The organism is Kitasatospora sp. NBC_00458, from assembly GCF_036013975.1.
In the GTDB taxonomy this organism is placed as follows: domain Bacteria; phylum Actinomycetota; class Actinomycetes; order Streptomycetales; family Streptomycetaceae; genus Kitasatospora.
The window spans coordinates 245,866-263,926 of the sequence record NZ_CP107904.1 but is presented as its reverse complement, the minus strand read 5'-3'; the positions used below and the strand labels follow the sequence as shown (position 1 = coordinate 263,926).

The window sequence follows — 18,061 nt, the reverse complement described above, 5'->3', positions numbered from 1 at the left end:
CGCCGCTGCCGCCCCGTCCCGCGCGGGGTCGCACGGCCTCTTGCGTGACAGGTCTCTGACAACGAGATGGCCGGAAGGGGTCTTGCGTCTCCGGCGAACGGCGTCGGTCTTTTCCCGGAAGCCCGTTGGCGAAGAACGTAGCGTCAACGGGCGCCGATGCCAAGGGTCCTGACAATCAGTGCGAAAACACCGGCGAACCCTCACGTCTGCGTGCCGGCGACGGGGGTGAGTGGGGTGATCTTTCCGGCATATCGAACGAGTGACGGAAATGTGCTGGTCATCAGAAGATCTTTACCCCACCATCTCCGAGGGCACACCGACCGTTTCTCGCCGACCACAAGTCGGAGCAGCAACACCCTCAGGAGAGTTGATGAGTTCGACGGGACATCCTCCGCTGGACCCGGCAGCATCGCCGGCCGAGCTGTTCACCGCTCAGGCCCGGCGTACCCCCGAAGCCATCGCCGTGATCGACGGCGGGAACCGGCTGACGTACCGTGAACTGCACGAAGCCGTCGATGCGGTGGCGGCCCGCCTGTCCGACTCCGGAGTCCGGGCGGAGACCCTGGTCGGGGTCTGTCTGCCACGGACGGCGAACCTCGTGGTCACCCTGCTGGCGGTCCAGCGGGCCGGCGGCGCGTACGTACCGCTCGACCCGGCCTACCCGCGCGACCGCCTCGAACTGGTCGTCGGCGACGCCCAGGCCCCCGTGGTGGTGACGGACCGTGCCCACGAGCACCTGCTGGCCGGCGCCGGTGCCGCTCTCCTGTACGTCGACGGCGATGCCACGGCCGCCACGGGCGCCACGGGTACGGGCACGGCCACGGGTACGCCCGTCACGGCCGCGCAGGGCGCCTTATCCGCCTCCGCCTTCGACGCCTCCGACGCCCCCGCCGCGCCCGCCTCCCCGGCCCCGGACGACCCCGACGGGCTCGCCTACGTCCTCTACACCTCCGGCTCCACCGGCCGCCCCAAGGGCGTCGAGGTCCCCCGGCGCGGCGTCAACGCCATGCTCCGCTGGGCCGCACGGACCTACACCCCGGCCGACCTCGCCGGCGTGCTGTTCAGCACCTCCGTCTGCTTCGACATCTCGGTGTACGAGCTGTTCCTCCCGCTCGCCGTCGGCGGCGCCGTCGTGGTGGCGGAGAACGTCCTCGCGCTGCCCGAGCTGCCGGCCCGCGACGAGGTGACCCTGATCAACACGGTGCCCAGCGCCATGGCGGCCCTGCTGCGCGGCGACGGCCTCCCCGGCGGCGGGGGCCTGCCGGACGGCGTCCGGGTGGTCAACCTGGCGGGCGAGGCCCTGCCGCGCGGCCTGGCGGACAAGGTGTACGCCCAGCCCAAGGTGGAGCGGCTCTACAACCTCTACGGCCCCACCGAGGACACCGTCTACTCCACCTGGTCGCTGGTCGGCCGCCACGAGAGCGGCGAGCCGCTCATCGGCCGCCCGCTGGACGGGACCGCCTGCCACGTCCTCGACGAGCAGCGGATAGCCGTGCCGGACGGCGGCATCGGGGAGCTGTACCTCTCCGGCGAGGGCCTGGCCCGCGGCTACCACGGCCGCCCCGACCTCACCGAGGAGCGGTTCGTCACCGTCGACGGCGTGCGCTGCTACCGCACCGGGGACCTCGTCCGCCGGCTGCCCGACGGCGACCTTGAGTACCACGGCCGCGTCGACCACCAGGTGAAGGTCCGCGGCTTCCGGGTCGAGCTCGGCGAGATCGAGGCGGTGCTCGCCACGCACCCCGCCGTGGAGGCGGCCGCCGCCGTCGTCCAGCGCGACGAGGCGGGCGACTACCTGGCGGCCTTCGTCCAGCCCGCGCCCGGCACCGCCGAACCGTCGCCCGCCGAGCTGCGCGCCCACTGCGCCGCCGCCCTGCCCGGCTACATGGTGCCGCTGGCCGTCGCCGTCCTGGAGGGCCTGCCGCTCACCCCCAACGGCAAGACCGACCGCAAGGCGCTGCCCCCGGTCGCCCGCAGCCGGGCCGGACACGAGCTGTTCGTCGCCCCCCGCACCCCGGTCGAGACCCGCATCGCCGCGCTCTGGCAGGGCCTGCTCGGCGTCCCCGAGGTCGGCGTGCACGACGTCTTCCTCGACCTCGGCGGGCACTCGCTGCTCGCCGCCGGACTCCTGGCCCGGATCGAGCGCGAGTTCGGCACCCGGGTGCCGCTCGCCGAGTTCTTCGCCGCGCCGACGGTCGCCGCACTGGCCGTCCGCGTCGCCAACGGCGGCGGCGGACGCCGCTCCGTCGCACCCCCCGAGCGCGGGGCCGGACTGCCCGCCCGCGCCACCAGCTTCCAGCGCGAGCTCCGGCTGCACGAGTCGATCCAGGCCGGCAGCCCCCTCTACAACGTGCCGCTGCTCGTCCGCGCCGACGGCGTCCTCGACCGTGAGGCCCTCGGCCGCGCCGTGACCGAGGTGGTCCGCCGGCACGAGGTGCTGCGTACCGCGCTGCGCGGCATCGAGAACCCGCGCGGGGACGAGGGCGAGGTCAGCGCGGAGGTCGTCGCGCCCTACCCCGTCGACGTCCCGCTGCTCGACCTCACCGGCGCCGACGAGCGGACCCTCGACGCCGCGCTGCGCGCCGAGGCCGCCCGGCCGCTCGACCTGTCCGGCGGCAGGCTGCTGCGCGTCCTCGCGGTGCGGACCGGCGAGGACCGGCACGAGCTGCTGTTCACCGTCCACCACGCCGCGATCGACGGCTGGGCCGCGGGGCTGCTGCTCGCCGAGATCGCCCGCGCCCACCAGGACGGTGAACTGCCCGAACCCGCCCTCCAGCTCTCCGACGTCGCCCGCTGGGAGGACCGCGCGGTGGCGGCCGGCCAGGAGGCGGCCCGGCGCTGGAGCGAGCGGCTGCGCGGGCTGGACGCCGAGCAGCACCTGCCCGGCGACCGCTCCCACCCCAACCCGCAGGACATCGCGGGCCGCCGGATCGCCCGCCGGCTCGACGCCGAGCTGATCCGGTCCACCGAGCGCTGGGCCGCCCAGGAGGGCGCCAGCCTCTACATGGCCGTGCTCGCCGCGCTCGGCGGGGTCCTGCACCGCTACACCGGCCGCACCGACTTCGCGGTGCTCAGCCCCTTCGCCGTCCGGCCCGTCCCCGAGCTGGAGCAGGTCCTCGGCTCGCTGATCAACACCGTGGCACTGCGCTTCGACGCGGCCGGCACCGACACCTTCCGCGACCTGGTCTCCCGGGTCCGCTCGGTCGTCCTGGACGCGGCCGAGCACAGCGGCCACCCGTTCGTGGACCACGCCCGCCGCTTCGGCGGCTCGGGCGGGCTCACCGCCTCGCCGATCTCCCAGGTGCTGCTCGCCGTGCAGAACCACCCGGTGGCCGCCGTCGAACTGCCCGGCCTCAGCCTGCGGTTCACCGCCGAGGTGTGCAACGGCACCGCCAAGACCGACCTCTCGGTCTTCCTGGAGTTCCCCGCCGACGGCCCGCTGCTCTCCGCCGAGTACCGCACCTCGCGCTACGAGGAGCGGTCCGTCCAGGCCGTGCTGGACCACCTGGTCGCGCTGCTCACCGCCGCCGTCGCCGAGCCCGACCGCCCGCTCGGTGAGCTCGCCATGCTCTCCGCGGCCGAACTCGCCGAACTCGCCGAACACTCCGGCCTCTCCGGTCTCTCCGGACCCGCCGAACCTGCCGGGCTCGCCGCCGAGGGGCCGGTCGGCCGCACCGCGGCGCCGATCCCCGACGCCCGGCTGCACGAGCTGGTCGCGGCCCAGGCGGCCCGTACCCCGGAGGCGGTCGCCGTCTCCGCCGCCGACGGCGTCCTCGACTACGCCGGACTCGACGACGCCGCCGACCGGTTGGCCCACCTGCTGGTCGCCCGCGGGGCCGGTCCGGGGAGCCTGGTCGGGGTCGCCGTCCGGCGCGGCCGGCTGCTGCCCGCCGCCCTGCTCGGCGTGCTGCGCAGCGGGGCCGCGTACCTGCCGCTCGACGTCGACCAGCCGCTCGTCCGCAACCGCGGCGTCCTCGACGACGCCGGCGTCACCCTGCTGGTCGCGGAGACCGCGACGGCCGGCGACCCGCTGCTGGACGGCCGTGAGACCGTCCTGGTGGACGGCCCCGAGCACGCCGCCGCCCCCACCGGGGCGCCCGCCGTCACCGTCGGTCCGGAGGACCGCGCCTACCTGCTGTACACCTCCGGCTCCACCGGCCGCCCCAAGGGCGTCGCCGTCCCGCACCGCGCGATCGTCAACTTCCTCACCTCGATGGGCCGCGAACCCGGCCTCACCGGGCAGGACGTGATGGCCGCCGTCACCACCGTCACCTTCGACATCGCCGGCCTGGAACTCTGGCTGCCGCTGGTCACCGGCGCCCGGGTGGAGATCGCCGACCGGACCACCGCCACCGACGGCCACGCGCTGGCCCGCTGGCTGACGGACCGCGGTGTCACCCACCTCCAGGCCACCCCCGCCACCTGGCGGATGCTGCTGGAGGCCGGCTGGTCCGGCGGCCCCGGCCTGACCGCCCTGTGCGGAGGGGAGGCGCTCACCGCCGACCTCGCCGAGGCGCTGCTCCCGCGCGTCGGCGCGCTGTGGAACCTGTACGGGCCGACCGAGACCACCGTCTGGTCCACCGTGCAGCGGGTCACCCCCGAACTCGCCGCCCACGGAGGTGTGGTGGCGCTCGGTGCGCCCATCGCCAACACCCGGCTGCACCTGCTCGACTCCGCCGGGCGGCCCGTCCCGGTCAACGGCGTCGGCGAGCTCTGCATCGCGGGCGCGGGCGTCGCCCTCGGCTACCACGGCCGCCCGGACCTCACCGCCGAACGGTTCACCGCCGAACCCGGCGGCCCCGACGGCGCGCTGATGTACCGCACCGGCGACCTCGCCTGCCGCCGCGCCGACGGGCGGCTGGAGTACCACGGCCGGGCCGACGCCCAGGTCAAGCTCCGCGGCTTCCGCATCGAGCTCGGCGAGGTCGAGGCCGCGCTGGCCGCGGTCCCCGGGGTGGCCGCCGCGGCGGTCCGGCTCGTCGTGACCCCGGCCGGCCCGGTCCTCACCGGGTACGCCGTCCCCGGCACCCCGCCCGCCACCGCATCCGCCACGACCGCGCCCGCCGCGGAGCGCCTCACCGAGGACGCGCTGCGCACCGCGCTCGCCGAGCGGCTGCCCGACTACATGGTGCCCGCCTCCCTCGTCCTGCTCGACGCGCTCCCGCTGACCCCCAGCGGCAAGGTCGACCGGGCCGCGCTGCCCGCACCGCAGCTCGGCGGCGTCGGCGCCCCGCCCGAGGGCGACTGCGAGGAACTCCTCGCCGACCTCTGGCAGGAGGTCCTCGGCATCGAACGGGTCGGCCGGCACGACGACTTCTTCACCGTCGGCGGGCACTCGCTGCTCGCCACCCGGCTGCTCACCAGGGTCCGCGACACCTTCGAGACCGAGCTGCCGCTGCGCACGATCTTCGAGGCCCGCACCCTGGCCGCGCTGGCCCGCCGCATCGAGGACCGGATGCTCGCCGAGATCGGCGACCTCGACGACCCGGGCGACCTCGCGCACCCGGGCGACCCCGGCGATCCGGGAAACCCGACCGACCCCGACGGCCCCGGTGACCCCGGCGCCTCCGGGAGCCCGCACGACGCCACGGCCGCCGTCACCACCGGCGCCCGGACGGGGGAGACCGCATGACCGACCAGCCCACCACCGGGACCGCCGCGCCGGACCCGGAGGCCAGACGGCAGGAGCTGCTCCGCCGCCGCCTCGCCAAGGCCAAGGCCAACGCCAGGGCCAACGCCGAGGCCGGCGCCGCCGGCGGCACCACCGGCGCCACCGCCGAGCGGTACGCCATCGCCCCGCGCCCCGACGGCACCCCCGCGCCGCTCTCCTCGGCCCAGCGCCGGATGTGGTTCCTCGCCCAGTACGAGCCCGACAGCGCCGCCTACCACATCCCGCTCGCCCTGCACATCGACGGCGAGCCCGACCCGGCCGTGGTCGGCGCGGCCCTCCGCGACGTCCTCGAACGGCACGAGGTGCTCCGCACCGTCTACCCGACCGTCGACGGCGAGGTCCGCCCGGAGCCGCTGCCCGCCGACCGCCTCGCCCTCACCACCGCCGACGTCCCCGCCGACCGGGTCGACGCCTGGCTGGAGACCGAGGCCCACCGCCCCTTCGACCTCGCCGCCGAGCTGCCCCTGCGCGCCGCCCTGCTGCGCACCGGCGACGGCTCCGTGCTCAGCCTGGTGCTGCACCACATCGCCGCGGACGGCTGGTCGATCGGGGTCCTGTTCGGCGACCTCGCGACCGCCTACGCGGCCCGGCGCGAGGGCCGCGCGCCCGGGTTCCCGCCGCTGGCCGTCCAGTACGCCGACGTCGCGCACTGGCAGCAGACCGAGCTCGCCGCCGAGCTCGACCGGCAGCAGACCTGGTGGCAGGAGCGCCTGCGCGGCGCCACCGCCACCGTCACCGTGCCCACCGACCGCCCCCGGCCGGCCGTGGCCGGCACCTCCGGCGCCCGGTTCACGGCCGGGCTGGGCGCCGAGCGCACCCGCCGGATCCGGACGCTCGCCGAACAGACCGGCACCACCGTCTACATGGTGCTGCTCGCGGCCCTGCAGACCGTCCTCGGCCGCTACACCGGCAGCGAGGACGTCACCGTCGGCACCCCGGTGGCCGGGCGCACCCGCAGCGAGACCGAGCCGCTGGTCGGCTGCTTCGTCAACACGCTGGCGATGCGCACCGACCTCTCCGGCGACCCGACCGTGCGCGGACTGCTGGAGCGCGTACGGGAGTCCGCCCTCGGCGCGTACGGCCACCAGGACCTCCCGTTCGAGCGGCTGATCGACGCGCTCGGCCTGGAGCGCGAGCTCGCCCACACCCCGCTCTTCCAGGTCCTCCTCAACGTCCACAACCAGGCCGAGGCCCGGCCGCGACTGCCCGGGCACACCGTCGGCTGGCGGCCGATCGACACCGACGCCGCCAAGTTCGACCTGTCGGTGGCCGTCGTCGACACCGGCGGCGACCTGGCCGCCGACCTGGTCTGGCGCACCGAGCTGTACGACGAGCCGACCGTCCGCCGCTTCCTCGGCCACCTCACCACCGTCCTCGACGCGATGGCCGAGGCCCCCGACCGGCCGGTCGCCGAGCTGCCGCTGCTCACCCCGTCCGAACAGCGGCAGCTCGCGGAGTGGGACGACACGCTGCGCGGCTGGGACCTCGGCGGCACCCTGCACGGCCTGGTCGAGGAGCAGGCCCGCCGCACCCCGGACGCGCCCGCCGTCCGCGGCGCCGACGGCGTGCTCAGCTACACCGAGCTCGACCAGCGGGCCAACGCCCTGGCCCACCGGCTGCGGGCGCTCGGCGTCGGTCCGGACCGCCCGGTCGGGCTGCTGGTCGAGCGCTCCGCAGCCCTGGCGGTCGGCATGCTCGGCATCCTCAAGGCCGGCGGCGCCTACCTGCCGCTCGACCCGGTCTACCCGGACGAGCGCATCCACGGGCTGCTCGCCGCCGCCGGGGCCGCCGCCGTCGTCACCACCGAGGACCTGCGCGGGCGGCTCGCCCCCGGGATCCCGGCGGTGGTGCCGGACGGTTCGGCGACCGCCGACGCGCCCGAGGTGGACGTCCGGCCCGAGCACCTCTGCTACCTGGTCTTCACCTCCGGCTCCACCGGGGCGCCCAAGGGCGTCGCCGTCGAGCACCGCAACTACCGCAACTACCTGCACGGCCTGCGCGAGCGGATCGGCGGCGACCAGCAGGGCTGGAACTGGGCACTGGTCTCCACCTTCGCCGCCGACCTCGGCACCACCAACGTGTTCGGCGCGCTCACCGGCGGCGGCTGCCTGCACCTGCTCACCCGCGACCAGGCGACCGACCCTGAGGCGTTCGCCGCCTACGCGGCCGAGCACCGGATCGACGCCATGAAGCTCGTCCCCAGCCACCTGGAGGGCCTCGCCGCGCACGGCGCGGGCCTCGGCGCGATCCTGCCCGCCCGCCTGCTGATCTGCGCCGGCGAGGCCCTGCGGCCCGACCTGGTCACCCGGATCCGGTCCGCCCGGCCGGACCTCGCGCTGCACAACCACTACGGGCCCACCGAGACGACCGTCTCGATGCTCGGCGCGCCCGTCCCCGCCGACCTCGGCGACGCCGCCACCGCCCCGCTCGGCCGCCCCTTCGGCAACGTCGGCGCGCACGTCCTGGACTCCCGCCGCCGCCCCGTCCCGGTCGGAGTCCCGGGCGAGCTGTACGTCTCCGGCGCCGGCGTGGCCCGCGGCTACCTCGGCCGCGACGACCTCACCGCCGAACGCTTCACCGAGGTGAACGGCCGCCGCTGCTACCGCACCGGCGACCTGGTCCGGCGTCGCCCCGACGGGGCCGTCGAGTTCCTCGGCCGGATCGACCACCAGGTCAAGATCCGCGGCTTCCGGGTCGAGACCGGCGAGGTGGAGGCCGAGCTGACGGCCCGTCCCGAGGTGCGGGAGGCCGTCGTGGTCACCCGCGGCGAGGGCGCCGCCCGCACCCTGGCGGGCTACCTCGTCCCCGCCGACCCGGCCGACGCCCCCGACCCGGGCGCGCTGCGCGCCGCGCTGCGCACCCGGCTGCCCGACTACATGGTGCCCGCCGTGCTGGTCGTCCTGGACGCCCTGCCGCTGAACGCCAACGGCAAGGTCGACCGGGCCGCCCTGCCCGAGCCGGTCGCCGCCCAGCCCGTCTCGGCGGGCGGCGGCGCACCCGCCACCGAGACCGAGCACGCGGTGGCCGCCGCCTACCGACAGGTGCTGGCCGCCGAGGAGATCGGCGCCGCCGACGACTTCTTCGCCCTCGGCGGCGACTCCTTCTCCGCCGTGCACGCCGTCCGGCTGATCGGCCGCGGCCTCTCGGTCATCGACCTGTTCCAGCACCCCACCGTCCGCGAACTCGCCGCACTGCTCGACGCCCGGGCCGGCGGCACCGCCGACGAGGGCCCGCGCACCCTGGTCCACAAGCTCACCCGCGGGAACCGGCCCGCGGCGGTCAACGTCGTGTGCGTCCCGTACGGCGGCGGCAGCCCGATCACCTTCCAGCCGCTCGCCGACGCCCTGCCCGACGACCACCGGCTCTACGCCGTCGAGCTGCCCGGCCACGACCCGAGCCGCCCCGACGACGAACTCGCCGAACTCGACGCGCTGGCCGACACCCTGACCGCGCAGATCCGCGAGCTGATCGACGGGCCGGTGCTGCTCTACGGCCACTGCCTCGGCGGCGCGCTCGCCACCGCGCTCGGCTCCCGCCTGGAGGCGGCCGGCGCCGACCTGCGCGGCGTCGCCCTCGGCGGCACCTTCCCCGCCGCACGGCTGCCCGGCCGGTTCGCCGAGTGGATGGCCCGCAGGCTCCCCGGCGACCGAATGCTCTCCAACCGCTCCTACCTCGACTACCTGCGCGCCATGGGCGGCTTCACCGACGTCTACGACCAGGCCGAACAGGACTTCCTGGTCCGGGCGCTGCGCCACGACGTCCGGCAGGCCGAGGACTTCTACACCCGCGCCTACGGCGACGCCCGCCCGGCCCCGATCGCGGCGCCGATCCTCTGCGTCGTCGGCGAGAAGGACCGCGCCACCCTGCTCTACCAGGAGCGGTACGCCGAGTGGGAGCACTTCGGCGGCACCGTCGACCTCGCCGTCATCCCGCGCGCCGGGCACTACTTCCTGAAGCACCAGGCCGAGGAACTCGCCCGGGTGCTGGTCGGGTTCGCCGCCACCGGCACGGTCGCCGGCCAGGCGGACGCCAAGCGCCCGGCCGCCCGCGCGGAGCTGGCCACCTTCGGCAAGGTGGCGATCGGCCAGTTCGTCTCGATGATCGGCACCAGCCTCTCCACCTTCGCCCTCGGGGTCTGGGTCTACCAGCAGACCGGTTCCGCCTTCGACTTCGCGATGATCTCGGTGGTCGCGGTGCTGCCCGCGGTCCTGCTGCTCCCGATCGCCGGGGCGCTCGCCGACCGGGTCGACCGCCGCCGGATCATGATCGTCACCGACACGGTGGCCGCCGCCGCCATGCTCGGCCTCGGCGCGCTGCTCTGGGCCGACCTCCTCCAGGTCTGGCACATCTACGTGGTGGCCTGCGTGGCGGCCGTCTGCTCGGCCTTCCAACGCCCGGCCTACCTGGCCGCGATCACCCAGCTGGTGCCCAAACGGTACCTGGGGCAGGCCAACGGCCTCGCCCAGCTCGGCACCGGCGCGGGCGACATGATGGCCGTCCTGGCCGGCGGCGTGCTGGTCTCGCTGATCGGTCTGCACGGCGTCGTGCTGTTCGACATGGCGACCTTCCTCACCGGCGTCACCTGCCTGCTGCTGGTCCGCTTCCCGGACGCGATGTTCGACCGGCAGGAGGAGCCGCTGCTCCGCGAGGTGGTCACCGGCTGGCGGTACATCGTGCGCCGGCACAGCCTGGTCGCCATGGTGGTCTTCTTCGTGGTGTTCAACTACCTGTTCGCCGTCGCCACCGTGCTGATCACCCCGATGGTGCTGGCGAGCGGTTCGGCCGTGCAGCTCGGCGTGATCACCGCGCTCGGCGGCCTCGGCGCGATGACCGGCGCCCTGGTGATGGCCCTGTGGGGCGGCACGCGGCGGCGGACCTTCGGCATGATCGGCTTCACCTCGGTGGTCGGCGTCGCCGCCGTCCTGACCGGCAGCCGTCCCGAGGCCGCCCTCACCGCCTGCGGACTGTTCGTCCTCTGGGCCGCCATGATGATCCTGAACTCGCACTGGATGGCACTGATCCAGACCAAGGTGGGGATGGAGCTCCAGGGCCGCGTCCTGGCCACCAACCAGATGCTCGCCATGTCGATGATGCCGCTCGGCTTCCTCACCGCGGGTCCGCTGTCCGACCACGTCTTCGAGCCGCTGATGCGCCCCGGCGGGGCGCTCGCCGACTCGGTCGGCCTGGTCCTCGGCACCGGACCGGGCCGCGGCGCCGGACTGCTCCTCGTCGTGGTCGGCCTGGTGCTCACGGTGTGGGGCCTGCTGGGCCTGGCCTACCGGCCGCTGCGGCTCCTGGAGGACCTCCTCCCGGACGCGCTGCCGGACGCCGAGATCGGCGACAAGGACGCCATCCAGGCCGAGGCCGACCGCCGGCTCGCCCTGGCCGAGGCGGCCCGCAGCGGCCGCGCCGGGCAGCCCGCCGGCGCCCGGGTGCCGCGCCCGGCCGGCTCGCCCGAGCCGGTCGAGGACGACCCGGCGGACCCGGCCGACCGGGTCCCCGCCTCCACGGCCGGCCGGTAGCGGCACCGGTCGACCGGTCGTCCGACCGGTGGCGCCGGCCGCCGGACGACCGACGCCCCCGCGCCCCCCGTCCTGTACGGGCGGGCGCGGGGGCGTCGGCGCTCCGGCTGTGTCGGCGCTCCGGCTGCGTCGGCGCTCCGGCTACTGCGCGCGCTTGAAGGAGTAGTTGAACTCCGTCGTCCCGAAGGCCTGCATCAGCCGGATCCAGAACGGCATCGTCATCTCCAGCGCCCGGGCGCCCGAGATGTCCCCCAGGTCGATCACCGAATCCGCCGGCCAGCCGAACTCGCCCAGCAGCGCCACGACCTCGGCCTTGGCGGCCGCGTCGTCACCGGCCACGAAGACGTTGTGCTCACCCGGCAGCCGGGCCGGGTCCACCATCAGCGGAGCGGTCAGCGTGTTGAGCGCCTTCACCACCCGGGCCTGCGGGAACTCGCGCTGGATCCGCTCGCCGACGCTGTCGGTGTTCACCGGGTCCAGCGTCAGCGCGCCCTCGGGGGAGAACACCAGCGGGTTGGAGAGGTCCAGCAGGACCTTCCCGCCGAGCCGCTCCGCGCCCGCCGCCCGCAGGGCCTCCAGCGCCACCGTGCCGGCGGTCGCGTTCACCACCCGCTCGCCGAACTCGGCGGCCTCCGCGAAGGTGCCGTTGTGCCCGTTCGGCCCGGCCTGCTCGGCCCAGGCCAGCGCGGCCTCGTTCGCCTTGGTCCGCGAACCCAGCGTCACCTCGTGGCCGAGAGCCACCAGCTTGTCCGCAATCGTCCGGCCAACCCCACCGGTACCAATGACCCCGTACCGCACAACCGCACCACCCGTCACTCGGAAACCTGCCGCGACGACGATAGAGCAGTGCGCCCGGCGTGTCCGGTGAATCGGGCGAACGGCCGACCGCCGAGTGGACCACCCCCGCTGGTGGCCCCACCCTCGCGCCCGAACCATGGGCGCCATGAACCGAGCCCCCCGCCCGCACCGGACCACCGCTCCGGACGGAACCGTCCTCCCGCACGGGACCACCCTCCCGCGCCCCGCGGCGCGCCGCCGTCCGCGCCCCCGCCGGCTGCCGCGCGCCGCCGCCGTGCTCACCGGCCTCGCCCTGCTCGCCCCCGCCGCCGCCGGCACCGCCCGCGCCGACGTCGGCACCATCTCCTTCTCCAACGACCGCACCGCCTGGGACCGCGACGAACCCGCGCTGAGCCCGGCGGAGGTCGGCAAGTCCGACTTCGGCGTCCGCTTCTCCACCCCGCTGGACGGACAGGTCTTCGCCCAGCCCCTCGTCATCGGCCCGACCGTCGTCGTCGCCACCGAGACCAACCACGTCTACGGCATCGCCGCCGGCACCGGGAAGATCACCTGGCACCGCCAGATGGGACCGGCCTGGGCCTCCGCCGCCATCGGCTGCTCCGACCCCGGCCCGAACGTCGGCACCACCTCCACCCCCGTGTACGACCCCGCCACCGGCACCGTCTACCTCACCAGCAAGGTCGACGACGGCCCCGACGACAAGCACCCGCACTACTACGTGCACGCCGTCGACGCCCAGACCGGCGCCGAGCGCAGCGGCTGGCCCGTCACCGTCCAGGGCGACCCGGTCAACGCCCCCGGCAAGCCGTTCAACGCCTACCGCTCCCTCCAGCGCCCCGGACTGCTGCTCCTCGACGGCCGGCTCTACTTCGGCTTCGGCTCCCTCTGCGGCATCGGCGACTACATCGGCACCCTGGCCGGCCTCGACACCCGCACCCGCAAACTCACCCTGTTCTCCACCGTCGCCGGCTCCGACACCCAGCGCGCCTCGATCTGGATGGCCGGCAGCGGCCTCGTCTCGGACGGCCCCGGCCGGTTCTTCCTCACCACCGCCAACGGCCAGGGGGCCGGCGCCTCACCCGCCGCCGGCCCCGGCGACCGGCCCCCCGGCGGCCTCGGCGAGTCGGTGATCCGCTTCGCCGTCGACGAGGACGGCGGCTTCGCCCCGGTGGACTTCTTCAGCCCGAGCAACAACGCCACCCTCGACAAGCGGGACACCGACCTGGGCTCCGGCGGGCCCGTCGCCCTCCCGTCCACCTTCGGCACCCCCGCCCACCCTCGCCTGCTCGTCCAGGTCGGCAAGGACGGCCGGATCTTCCTGCTCGACCGCGACGACCTGGGCGGCATGGGCCAGGGACCGGGCGGGACGGACAAGGTGGTCGGCCTCACCGGCCCCCACGGCGGCGTCTGGGGCCACCCGGCCGTCTGGGGCGGCGACGGCGGCTACGTCTACACCGTCGAGAACTTCGGCAAGCTGCGCGCCCTGCGGTACTCGGTCGACGCCGCCGGGACCCCGAAGCTCAGCAGCGCCGGCACCAGCGCCGAGGACTTCCTGAAGATGTCCGGCTCACCCGTCGTCACCTCGGACGGCACCCGCTCCGGGTCGGCCCTGGTCTGGGTGATCTGGTCCGGCACCGGCCAGTACGGCGAGGGCGGCGAACTGCGCGCCTACGACCCCGTCCCGGTCGACGGGGTCCTCAGGCTGCGCCGCTCCTTCCCGCTCGGCACGGTCAGCAAGTTCTCCGTCCCGGCCACCGACAAGGGCCGCATCTACGTCGGCACCAAGGACCACCACCTGGTCGCCCTCGGCCGCCCGGGCTCCTTCGCCTGACCCGTCCGCTCACTGCCCCGGCTGGACGCCGAAGACCGTCACCACACCGAGGAACAGGGCGGTCCCGGGTGCCAGGGCGGCCCAGACCCGGGCCGGTCGCAGCAGGAACGCGACCGGCCACTGGACCACCAGCAGCACCAGCGTGGCCGTGAGGCACCCGTCCGCGAACGCCAGGCCGTGACGGGTCGCCGGGCAGGACCCGGGCTCGGACGGACACGGATCGAGGGCCATCTCGGCCAGCCCCCGGAGGAAGAGCAGGATCGGCAGGCAGAGCCCCGTCACCAGGGTCGACACCATCGGTGCACGCCACCACTCGACCCGCGACCGGGCCACCGTCTTCGTCATACCGGCGATCCTGCCCGGCCGCCGCGCCGCCCCGTCAGAGCACGGGTACTCGGTACCCCGTGCACGAAGTACTCAGAGCCGGGCGGTCACCGTCTTGGGGCGCTGGTACTCCTGGAGGGCGAGGACGGACAGGTCGGTGCCGTGGCCGGAGGCGCCGCGTCCGCCGTGGGGGAGTTCGGCGGTCTGGACGAGGTGGCAGTTGATCCACGCCTCGCCCGCCTCCAGACGGGCGGTGAGGTCCAGGGCGGTGGCCAGGTCGCGGGTCCAGACGCTCGCGGCGAGCGCCTGCGGGACGGCGTTGGCGAGGGCCAGGGCCTCCTCGGCGGTGGGGGCGTGCTGGACGGTCAGCAGCGGGCCGAAGACCTCCTCCAGCACGGCGGGGTCGTCGTCCGGGAGGTCGGCGAGCAGGCGGGCCGGGCGCCAGAGGCCGTCGGTGCGGCCGGGCGCGGCGGTCGAGCGCTTGGCGGCGGAGGCGGCCAGGATGCGGTCGTAGCGGGCCGCCTGGTCGGGGTTGTTGAGCGGGCCGAAGTCGCGGCCGGCCTGCCGCTCGGCGAAGGCGGCGGTCAGCGAGGCGAGGACGTGCTCGTAGTCGTCGGACAGGGTGATCACGCGGGCGGGGGCGGCGCAGCTCTGGCCGGCGTTGTAGGTGCAGGCGTCGGCGAGGGCGGACCAGGTGTGCGCGGGGGCGTCGGGCAGGACCAGGACGGGGCTGTTGCCGCCCAGTTCCAGGCTGACCCGCCGGTGGCCGGCCCGGGCCGCGATGTCGGCGCCGGCGGCGGCGCTGCCGGTGAAGGCGACCAGGTCGACGTCGGCGGTGACCAGCAGGCGCCCGGTCTCCCGGTCGCCGGGCAGGGCCGTGAGCACGTCCTCACCGAGGGCCTCGGCCGCGTGGGCGGCGAGCAGGGCGGCCGAGTCGGGGGTGGTCTCGGCGGGTTTGACGACCACGGTGTTGCCCGCGGCGAGCGCCGGGGCGCACCGCCAGGCGGCCATCAGCAGCGGGTAGTTCCACGGGACGACGGCGGCGACGACGCCGATCGGCTCCCACCGCACCCAGCTCTCGTGGCCGGGCAGGTAGCGGCCGGCGGCGGGCGCGCTGCCGGTCCGGGCCGCGCCCGCGTAGAACCGGAACAGGTCGGCGACCTGGTGTATCTCGCCGGCCGCCTCCGCCTCGGGCTTGCCGGTGCCGGCCTGTTCCAGCACGGTGTACTCGGTCAGGTGCCGTTCGACGAGGTCGGCGAGGGCGTCGAGGCGGCGTTCGCGCTCGCGCGGGGTGAGCGCGCGCCAGCCGGGGGCGGCGGCCCGGGCCCGGGCGACGGTCTCGGCGACCCGCCCGGCGCGGGCGGGCACCAGGGTGCCGCGGGTGTGGCCGGTGCGCGGGTCGGTCAGGTGGATCGACGGTTCGGTCGACGCTTCCATGGGCGGGCCTCCCGGGCCTGGGCAGCTGCAGCTGGGATTGCGGGGCGGACGGGGCGGACGGGGTGCGGTCCCGGGCGGGGACTCCGGCCTCGGAGGCCGTACGGCCTCACAGGTCGTAGGCGCGCAACCAGAGTTCGAGCGTGAGCACCAGCCAGAGCTTGCCGCCCTGGCGCGGCAGCAGGGTGCCCTCGCGCCGCATCCAGGTGCGCACGGTGTCGGGCCGGACCAGGCCGCGCTCACGGGAGGCGCGGCCGAGCAGCAGGTCGCCGGAGAGGTCGCGCAGCGGCCCGTGCAGCCACTGCTGGACCGGCACCCGCATGCCGCTCTTCGGCCGGTCGACGACGGCCGCCGGCAGCAGGTCGCGGACGGCCTCCTTGAGCACCCACTTCTCCACCGTGCCGTGGAGCTTGAGCGTCGGCGGGGTGGCGAAGGCGTGGTCGACGACGTGCCGGTCGAAGAGCGGGGAGCGCCCCTGCACGCCCTGCGAGGCGGTCAGCCGCTCGACCTTGGTGAGGATGTGGTGGGCGCCCTTGGTCCGCAGGTTGCAGTGGAGCAGCTGGTTGAGCAGCGTGTGCATCGGCCCGGGCCGCAGGTACGGGGCGACGAAGCGGCGCGGCTGCGGTTCGCCGGCCAGCGCCCGCAGCGCCGCCGGGGTGAGCAGCCGGGGCAGGTCCTCGTAGCACTTGCGGTAGGACCGCAGGTACGCCTCGGCGCGCGCCTCGGGGTCGGGGTCGTCCCGGTGCATCTCGTGGACCAGCATCGGCAGGTTCTTCGGCCCGCCGAACACCGGGTCGCCGCCCTCGCCGTTGAGCGAGACGGTGATCCCGTCGCCCGCGACGGCCTCGGCGAGCATCAGGTTGGGCACGGTCAGCGGGTCGCCGACCGGGCTGTCGAGCAGCGCGACGGTGTCGGCGAGCCGGGCGGCGACCTCCTCGCCGGAGACGGTGAGGACCCGGTGGGTCGTGCCGCAGTGGCCGGCGACCAGGCCGGAGTAGCCGAGCTCGTTGGGGAGCCGGTCGCCGAAGCTGATCGAGTAGGTGTGCACGGGCCGGTCGTGCAGGCGGGCGGCGAGCGCGGTGACCAGGGAGCTGTCGACGCCGCCGGAGAGCAGGACCGCGACCGCCTCGCCCGCGGGCAGCCGGCGCCCGGTGGCCCGCTCCAGCAGGGCGCGCAGCTCCCGGGCGTACCCGGCGGGCGGGAGGAGGCCGTCCTCGGCGAGCAGTTCGGCCGGTTCCCAGTAGGGGTCCTGGTGCGTGGAGCCGTCGGCGGCGAGCCGCAGGATCCGTCCGGGCAGCGCCTCGTGGACGCCGCGCAGCAGGGTCTCCTCGCCGGGCAGGTAGGCGAAGGTGAGGAAGGACCGGACGGCGGCCAGGTTGAGCCCGGTGCCGAGCGCGGGCCAGCGGCGCAGCGCGCGCAGCGAGGTGGACGCGGCCCAGCAGCCGTCGGCGCGGGCGTAGAAGAGGGTGCGGGCGCCGGTGTGGTCGCGGATCAGGACGAGGTCGGGTCCGTCGACCACGGCGAGCGCGAACATGCCGTCGGCGCGCCGGACCCCGTCGGCGCCGAGCCGCAGCCACAGCCGCAGCAGCAGTTCGCCGTCCGGGCAGGCCGCGGGCACGGGGGAGCCGGCGGTGGCGAGCGCGTCGAGCAGTTCGGGCCGGTTGTGCAGGGTGACCTCGCCGACGGCGGTGGCGCCGTCGACGGTGAACGGGCCGGTGGCGAAGCCGGGTTCACCGTGGACGAGGGCGGCCTGACCGCCCCGGCCGGCCGCGTCGGCCGGGTCCGGGGCGCCGGTCCGGTCCGGGGTGCCGGTGAGCGCGGAGAGGTGGGAGCGGGCCCGGTCGGCGTCGGGGCCGGCGCAGGCGCAGCAGCGGGGCATGGGTGGGCGGTGCCTTTCGTCGGGGGGTCGTGCGGGGGCGGGGCGGGCTCAGCCGAAGTCGTCGCCGTCCCAGCCGTCGTCGGCCGAGCCGTCCCAGCCGTCGTCGGAGTCGCCCCAGTCGGCCTCGGTGGCGCCCCCGCCGTCGCCACCACCCCCGCCGTCGCCACCGCCGCCGCTGTCGGTCCGCTGCCGCTGCGCCTCCTGGCGCAGCTCCTCCTCTTCCTCCTCGGTCAGCGCCGCGGGCGGGAGCTGTGCGGCGGTGACCGCCGCGACGCCGGCCACGCCGAGGGCGCCGACGACCACGCCGAGCCGCCCGCTGAAGGAGGTCCGGTTGACGGTGACCAGTCCGCCGGCCCAGACGGTGCGCCCGTACCCGATGTCGCGGCCGTACTCGGTGGTGCCGTCGCCGTGGCGCCGTTTGACGAGGTCCCGGCCGAGCCGTTCGTCGGTGCCGGACCGGCCGAGGCTGTCGTGCCAGTGGACGAGGTGGCCGGCGCCGCGCCGGCGCCACTCGCTGCGGCCGTCCTCGTACCGCCGGTGCAGCTGGCCGTCGGCCAGCAGTTCGTCGCGGTAGCCGAGGTGGCGGGCGTTGCTCATGGGTC

8 protein-coding genes are annotated in these 18,061 nt (G+C 75.6%); 3 read left to right on the top strand and 5 right to left on the bottom strand.

The features are described 5' to 3' along the window. Positions 1–370 precede the first annotated feature (370 nt). Complete coding sequence (locus OG550_RS01150; RefSeq protein ID WP_327673512.1) at positions 371–5,632, top strand: non-ribosomal peptide synthetase; 5,262 nt, start codon at positions 371–373, stop codon at positions 5,630–5,632. Continuing rightward, a complete protein-coding gene (locus OG550_RS01145; protein ID WP_327673510.1) occupies positions 5,629–11,193 on the top strand; it encodes a non-ribosomal peptide synthetase/MFS transporter in 5,565 nt (1,854 codons plus the stop codon). Before OG550_RS01150 ends, OG550_RS01145 begins: the two co-directional genes overlap by 4 nt. A gap of 141 nt (positions 11,194–11,334) precedes the next feature. On the opposite strand, the gene OG550_RS01140 is transcribed toward OG550_RS01145, so the two are convergent. Continuing rightward, positions 11,335–11,991: an NADPH-dependent F420 reductase gene (locus OG550_RS01140; RefSeq protein ID WP_327683621.1), complete on the bottom strand. Its 657-nt coding sequence runs from the start codon at positions 11,989–11,991 to the stop codon at positions 11,335–11,337. Between the two features lie 145 nt (positions 11,992–12,136). Between OG550_RS01140 and OG550_RS01135 the strand changes: the two genes are divergently transcribed. Continuing rightward, on the top strand, positions 12,137–13,822 hold the full coding sequence (locus OG550_RS01135) for an outer membrane protein assembly factor BamB family protein (protein ID WP_327673508.1): 1,686 nt from the start codon (positions 12,137–12,139) through the stop codon (positions 13,820–13,822). 9 nt (positions 13,823–13,831) lie between these two features. Here OG550_RS01135 and OG550_RS01130 read toward each other — a convergent pair whose 3' ends face one another. The 4 genes from OG550_RS01130 to OG550_RS01115 form a co-directional block, all read right to left on the bottom strand. Then, a complete protein-coding gene (locus OG550_RS01130; RefSeq protein WP_327673506.1) occupies positions 13,832–14,167 on the bottom strand; it encodes a hypothetical protein in 336 nt (111 codons plus the stop codon). 72 nt (positions 14,168–14,239) lie between these two features. Next, positions 14,240–15,583: an aldehyde dehydrogenase family protein gene (locus OG550_RS01125; RefSeq protein ID WP_327673504.1), complete on the bottom strand. Its 1,344-nt coding sequence runs from the start codon at positions 15,581–15,583 to the stop codon at positions 14,240–14,242. A gap of 106 nt (positions 15,584–15,689) precedes the next feature. Beyond that, positions 15,690–17,459: an asparagine synthase gene (locus OG550_RS01120; protein WP_327673502.1), complete on the bottom strand. Its 1,770-nt coding sequence runs from the start codon at positions 17,457–17,459 to the stop codon at positions 15,690–15,692. A gap of 48 nt (positions 17,460–17,507) precedes the next feature. Then, positions 17,508–18,056 carry a hypothetical protein gene (locus OG550_RS01115; protein WP_327673500.1) on the bottom strand — a complete coding sequence of 183 codons (549 nt, stop codon included), beginning with the start codon at positions 18,054–18,056 and terminating at the stop codon, positions 17,508–17,510. Between the last annotated feature and the right edge of the window lie 5 nt (positions 18,057–18,061).

Coding starts and splice junctions, on each gene's coding strand:
- OG550_RS01115 (WP_327673500.1), bottom strand. CDS start 18,056: ATGAGCAACGCCCGCCACCTCGGCTACCGCGACGAACTGCTGGCCGAC.
- OG550_RS01120 (WP_327673502.1), bottom strand. CDS start 17,459: ATGCCCCGCTGCTGCGCCTGCGCCGGCCCCGACGCCGACCGGGCCCGC.
- OG550_RS01145 (WP_327673510.1), top strand. CDS start 5,629: ATGACCGACCAGCCCACCACCGGGACCGCCGCGCCGGACCCGGAGGCC.
- OG550_RS01135 (WP_327673508.1), top strand. CDS start 12,137: ATGAACCGAGCCCCCCGCCCGCACCGGACCACCGCTCCGGACGGAACC.
- OG550_RS01130 (WP_327673506.1), bottom strand. CDS start 14,167: ATGACGAAGACGGTGGCCCGGTCGCGGGTCGAGTGGTGGCGTGCACCG.
- OG550_RS01125 (WP_327673504.1), bottom strand. CDS start 15,583: ATGGAAGCGTCGACCGAACCGTCGATCCACCTGACCGACCCGCGCACC.
- OG550_RS01150 (WP_327673512.1), top strand. CDS start 371: ATGAGTTCGACGGGACATCCTCCGCTGGACCCGGCAGCATCGCCGGCC.